This window comes from uncultured Kiloniella sp. (genome assembly GCF_937128705.1).
GTDB lineage: Bacteria > Pseudomonadota > Alphaproteobacteria > Kiloniellales > Kiloniellaceae > Kiloniella.
In genome coordinates this window covers 1-3793 of sequence record NZ_CAKZMP010000169.1, presented here as the reverse complement: position 1 = coordinate 3793, position 3793 = coordinate 1, and the positions used below count along the sequence as shown (strand labels likewise).

Sequence of the window (3793 nt, the reverse complement as noted above, 5' to 3'; positions counted from 1 at the left end):
CTCGCTAAAATCGTTCATTTGTTCTGTTAATGTCATGATTCACTTCCAACACTAAGGGTCTTAGCTCTATCCAACAAAATGAACCGATATGTTAAACAGGTTCAGATGAACTAGTTGGATCATTACACAGACAGTTGCTTTAATCGAAGTGTCACACGTGGTTTCATAATGGCGATAGTTCCAGTTGAGCCAAATTGATAAAACCACTTGAACCAGAAACTATAATTTGGTGAGTCCAGATTTTGTGATCCATAGAGCATGCTTCAGTAACATGATAGGATACGGTATAAATCGCTGTGATTATTCTATGGCTTACCGTAAAATTTTAAGCCATAGAATTTAAAGATAGCTCACAAGCATAAAATTCTTGATATGAATGACTGCAGGGGAAAGGCCGATGATGCCAACAACCGTACATAGCATTTCAAAATATACAGTGCAGATTTTGAATACCAAAGCGACCGCAGACAAGCCTAAGGCCCAGATAATCATCAGATTATTTAATGAAAAAGGTAAGGATTGTGGACTAGCTGTATTCAAAGACTATGGTGAGCAAAACGCTCAAAACCCCTATGGTGACCATAAAAAAGGAACAGCCACAGCCTATTTCGATATCAAACATTATCATCCATTTATAGAAATTCTCAGAATGGAAAAAGAGCTCTTCTGGAAAATTGCTTGGCAGCAGACAGGACCAACCAAATCTGTCTCTGATGTTTCACTGGATACAAAAGAAGAAATTATCGGTGAACACTTTGGTAATGGTGGCGCATAGATTTCAATAAGGCCTAACTCTATCAAGACTTAATAAGACAATAAAAATGGCGGTAAAGTTTAAACTTTACCGCCATTCATTTTAACTGAAATTTTCTAACTTAGGCTAATTACACAGGCGCCATACCCTTATCAGCAATATGAGCCGCTCTTTTTGCAGCTTCCGCAGCAAGTGCTTCGCGTCTCATTTCTCTACGGCGATAGATTTCATGTGTTACAGCACCAACCAGCGTAATGCCCACAATAACAACAGCCAGAGCACTTAACGACGGATTGGTTCCCAGTCTCACTTTACCAGCAAGAACCGTTGTCAAAGTACTTTCCGCCTGAATGGTAAACAGGGTTGTATTGTAGTTTTCGAAACTGGTCAGGAAAGCCAGGAAAGCAGCCGATCCTATAGCTGGTCGCAGGAACGGAATAAGAATCTTCCAGAACACCTGAACATTTGTCGCCCCAAGATCAAGCGCAGCTTCTTCTTGTGTACGATCAAAGCGTTGCAGTCTGGACAGGAAAATCAACATGCAATATGCCGAAATAAAGGTTGATTGACCAATGACCGACAGGAAAATACCACTGTAGAAAACAGAGTTATAATCCGCATCAACCCAAACGCCCAGACGATCCCAGAAAACCAGTGTTGAGATCCCCAAAATAACACCTGGTGTCAATAGCGGGGACACAACAATCATGTAATAGATCGATTGAGCTTTCTTATGAACCTGTGACATCAGCAAAGCTGCTGCTAAACCAATAGGAACGGCTAAACAAACAACGCCCAAACCAATCCAGAGCGAGTTTTTGATCCCCTTTATCATATCCTTGTCATTGGCAAGAACCGAGAACCATTTCATTGTTAACTCATCAATCGGTATCGCTGTCGGGAAGGTCGGCGTATTAAAAGCTGTCACCCCCATCAAAATCAACGGACCGAAAAGATATAAGAAGAACACCGCGATATAAAAACGCACCATGTACTTCTGAATAAGATCAGAGGTCATTTCGCAAGCTCCCCTAAATTAACTTTGAAGAACTTCATCACTGCTAAAACAAAGATGATGCAGGAGAAGAGCAAGACAAATGCATAGGCAGACCCACGCGACCAATCACCACCTGTGAAGAACCAGTCATAGATGATTTGGGTAAACCAGAGACTGCTTGGTCCCCCCAAGATTTGGGGAACAGCCAAGGCACCTGCCGAGAGCATGAAGACCATCGTACAGCCAGAAGCAATACCCGGTTTTGCATAGGGAATAACCACGCGATAGTGAATACGCCACCACGGTGATCCCAAATCTCTGGCCGCTTCAATCTGGTTATGATCCAGACTTTCAATCGCATTATAGATCGGGAAGACCATCAGCAGAATATAGGCGTAACTCAAACCCGCATACATCGCGACATCGGCCTTGATGAAATCAATGGGCTCGTCCAGAATTCCCATCCCCATCAAAGTGACATTGATCACACCGCTCGACCCAAAAAGAATTCGAAAGGCAAAGGCCCTTAGAATTTCATTGACCCAAAATGGTAAGATCAAAGCGATCAAAAACAACCGTGTGGTGCCACCCTTTGTGCTTTGAGCAAGATAATAAGCAATTGGGTAACAAAGAAAAAATGCCAATAACGTTACACCAACAGAGGCAAGAATGGTTTTAAGGAAAATTTGCAGATGGAGGATATTAAAGAGGTTTTCATCACTATCACGCCCAAAGATCAGATAGGAATAATTTTTAAGCGTATAGGCATCAGGGTTCCCCCCAATAGCACCATCCCTAAATGAAAAATCCACCATATAAAGCTGGGGTGCGATAATCATTAAACCGACCCAGATAAAAACAGCACCAAGTAGGTAGGTCGAAACCAGCACGCCATTTTTCTTGACGAATGTAATCTGTCGCAAACTTGCCCAAACTGTATCTGTATTCTTTTGAAGCATTGGTGCGACAAGAAGAGCTAAAACAACAGCGAGAAATACGGACAGGAAATCACTCATCAGCTAAATCTCCTTCCGGCAACACAATCGCCCGATTTACGTCAAAGCAAATCTTAGCCGTATTGCCGACTTTCAAATGCGTGCCCTTACCCTCGTTACTCACAGAGAAGGATATACGTTTTTCTGTATCTCCTTCCATATGAATATGTATCGAAGGTCCTTCAAACTCTTCGGCAAGGATCGTGCTTTCGATAACATTTTCGGCAGGTGTCGTATCTTTACCTTCAACAAGAGAGAGCGCTTCCGGACGCACGAACAAAATGGCGGCATCACCAACACTCATGTCTTGTGTGTTGCGTCCTCTGAGCAAACCAAATTTGTTTTGGATCTGGGCATACTCACCATCAACCTTAACAACCTTGCCGTAGAAGGGGTTATTTTCGCCAACGAATGAGGCAACAAATGCTGTCTCTGGTTCGTTATAAATTGTGCTGCCATCACCTACCTGCTCAATAACGCCCGCAGACATAACAGCAATACGATCAGACATGGTCAGGGCTTCGCCTTGATCATGCGTAATGTAAATAAAGGTAATACCGACACGCTGTTGAATATTCCTCAACTCGCTACGCATATGCTGACGCAGTTTCAAATCCAGAGCCGATAGTGGTTCATCAAGAAGCAGAACTTCCGGTTCAACAGCCAAAGCACGGGCAATTGCGACACGCTGCTTCTGCCCACCGGACAGTTCCGAGACCATCTTGTCACCTTGCCCAGACAGAGCAATAAGGTCTAGAAGCTCTTCAGCCCGACGACGGCGTTCGATATACTTCACACCTTCAACTTCTAGGCCAAAGGCAATGTTATCAGCCACAGACATCAATGGGAAAAGAGCCAAGTTCTGAAAAATTAATGCCGTCGGACGCTTGTTGGGCCCAATACCTCGCATATCGCTTCCATTGATACGGATCGTTCCTTCTGTCGGTTCATTAAAGCCTGACACTGCCCGAAGGATCGTCGTTTTGCCGCATCCAGAAGGTCCTAAAAACGAGAAGAACTCGCCGCCGTTGATATTTACGTTTGCTT

Annotated in this window: 4 protein-coding genes; 1 reads left to right on the top strand and 3 read right to left on the bottom strand. The window is 43.6% G+C overall.

The features are described 5' to 3' along the window. The first annotated feature begins 397 nt into the window (after positions 1–397). Positions 398–775 carry a hypothetical protein gene (locus tag Q0241_RS09450; RefSeq protein WP_299376556.1) on the top strand — a complete coding sequence of 126 codons (378 nt, stop codon included), beginning with the start codon at positions 398–400 and terminating at the stop codon, positions 773–775. 109 nt (positions 776–884) lie between these two features. On the opposite strand, the gene Q0241_RS09445 is transcribed toward Q0241_RS09450, so the two are convergent. From Q0241_RS09445 to Q0241_RS09435, 3 genes are all read right to left on the bottom strand, one after another. Then, positions 885–1772: an ABC transporter permease gene (locus Q0241_RS09445; protein ID WP_299376553.1), complete on the bottom strand. Its 888-nt coding sequence runs from the start codon at positions 1770–1772 to the stop codon at positions 885–887. Then, positions 1769–2767 carry an ABC transporter permease gene (locus Q0241_RS09440; RefSeq protein WP_299376550.1) on the bottom strand — a complete coding sequence of 333 codons (999 nt, stop codon included), beginning with the start codon at positions 2765–2767 and terminating at the stop codon, positions 1769–1771. Before Q0241_RS09440 ends, Q0241_RS09445 begins: the two co-directional genes overlap by 4 nt. After that, positions 2760–3793 (bottom strand): ABC transporter ATP-binding protein (locus tag Q0241_RS09435; protein WP_299376547.1); only part of this gene is annotated, 1034 nt, incomplete at its 5' end. The genes Q0241_RS09435 and Q0241_RS09440, both read right to left, overlap by 8 nt.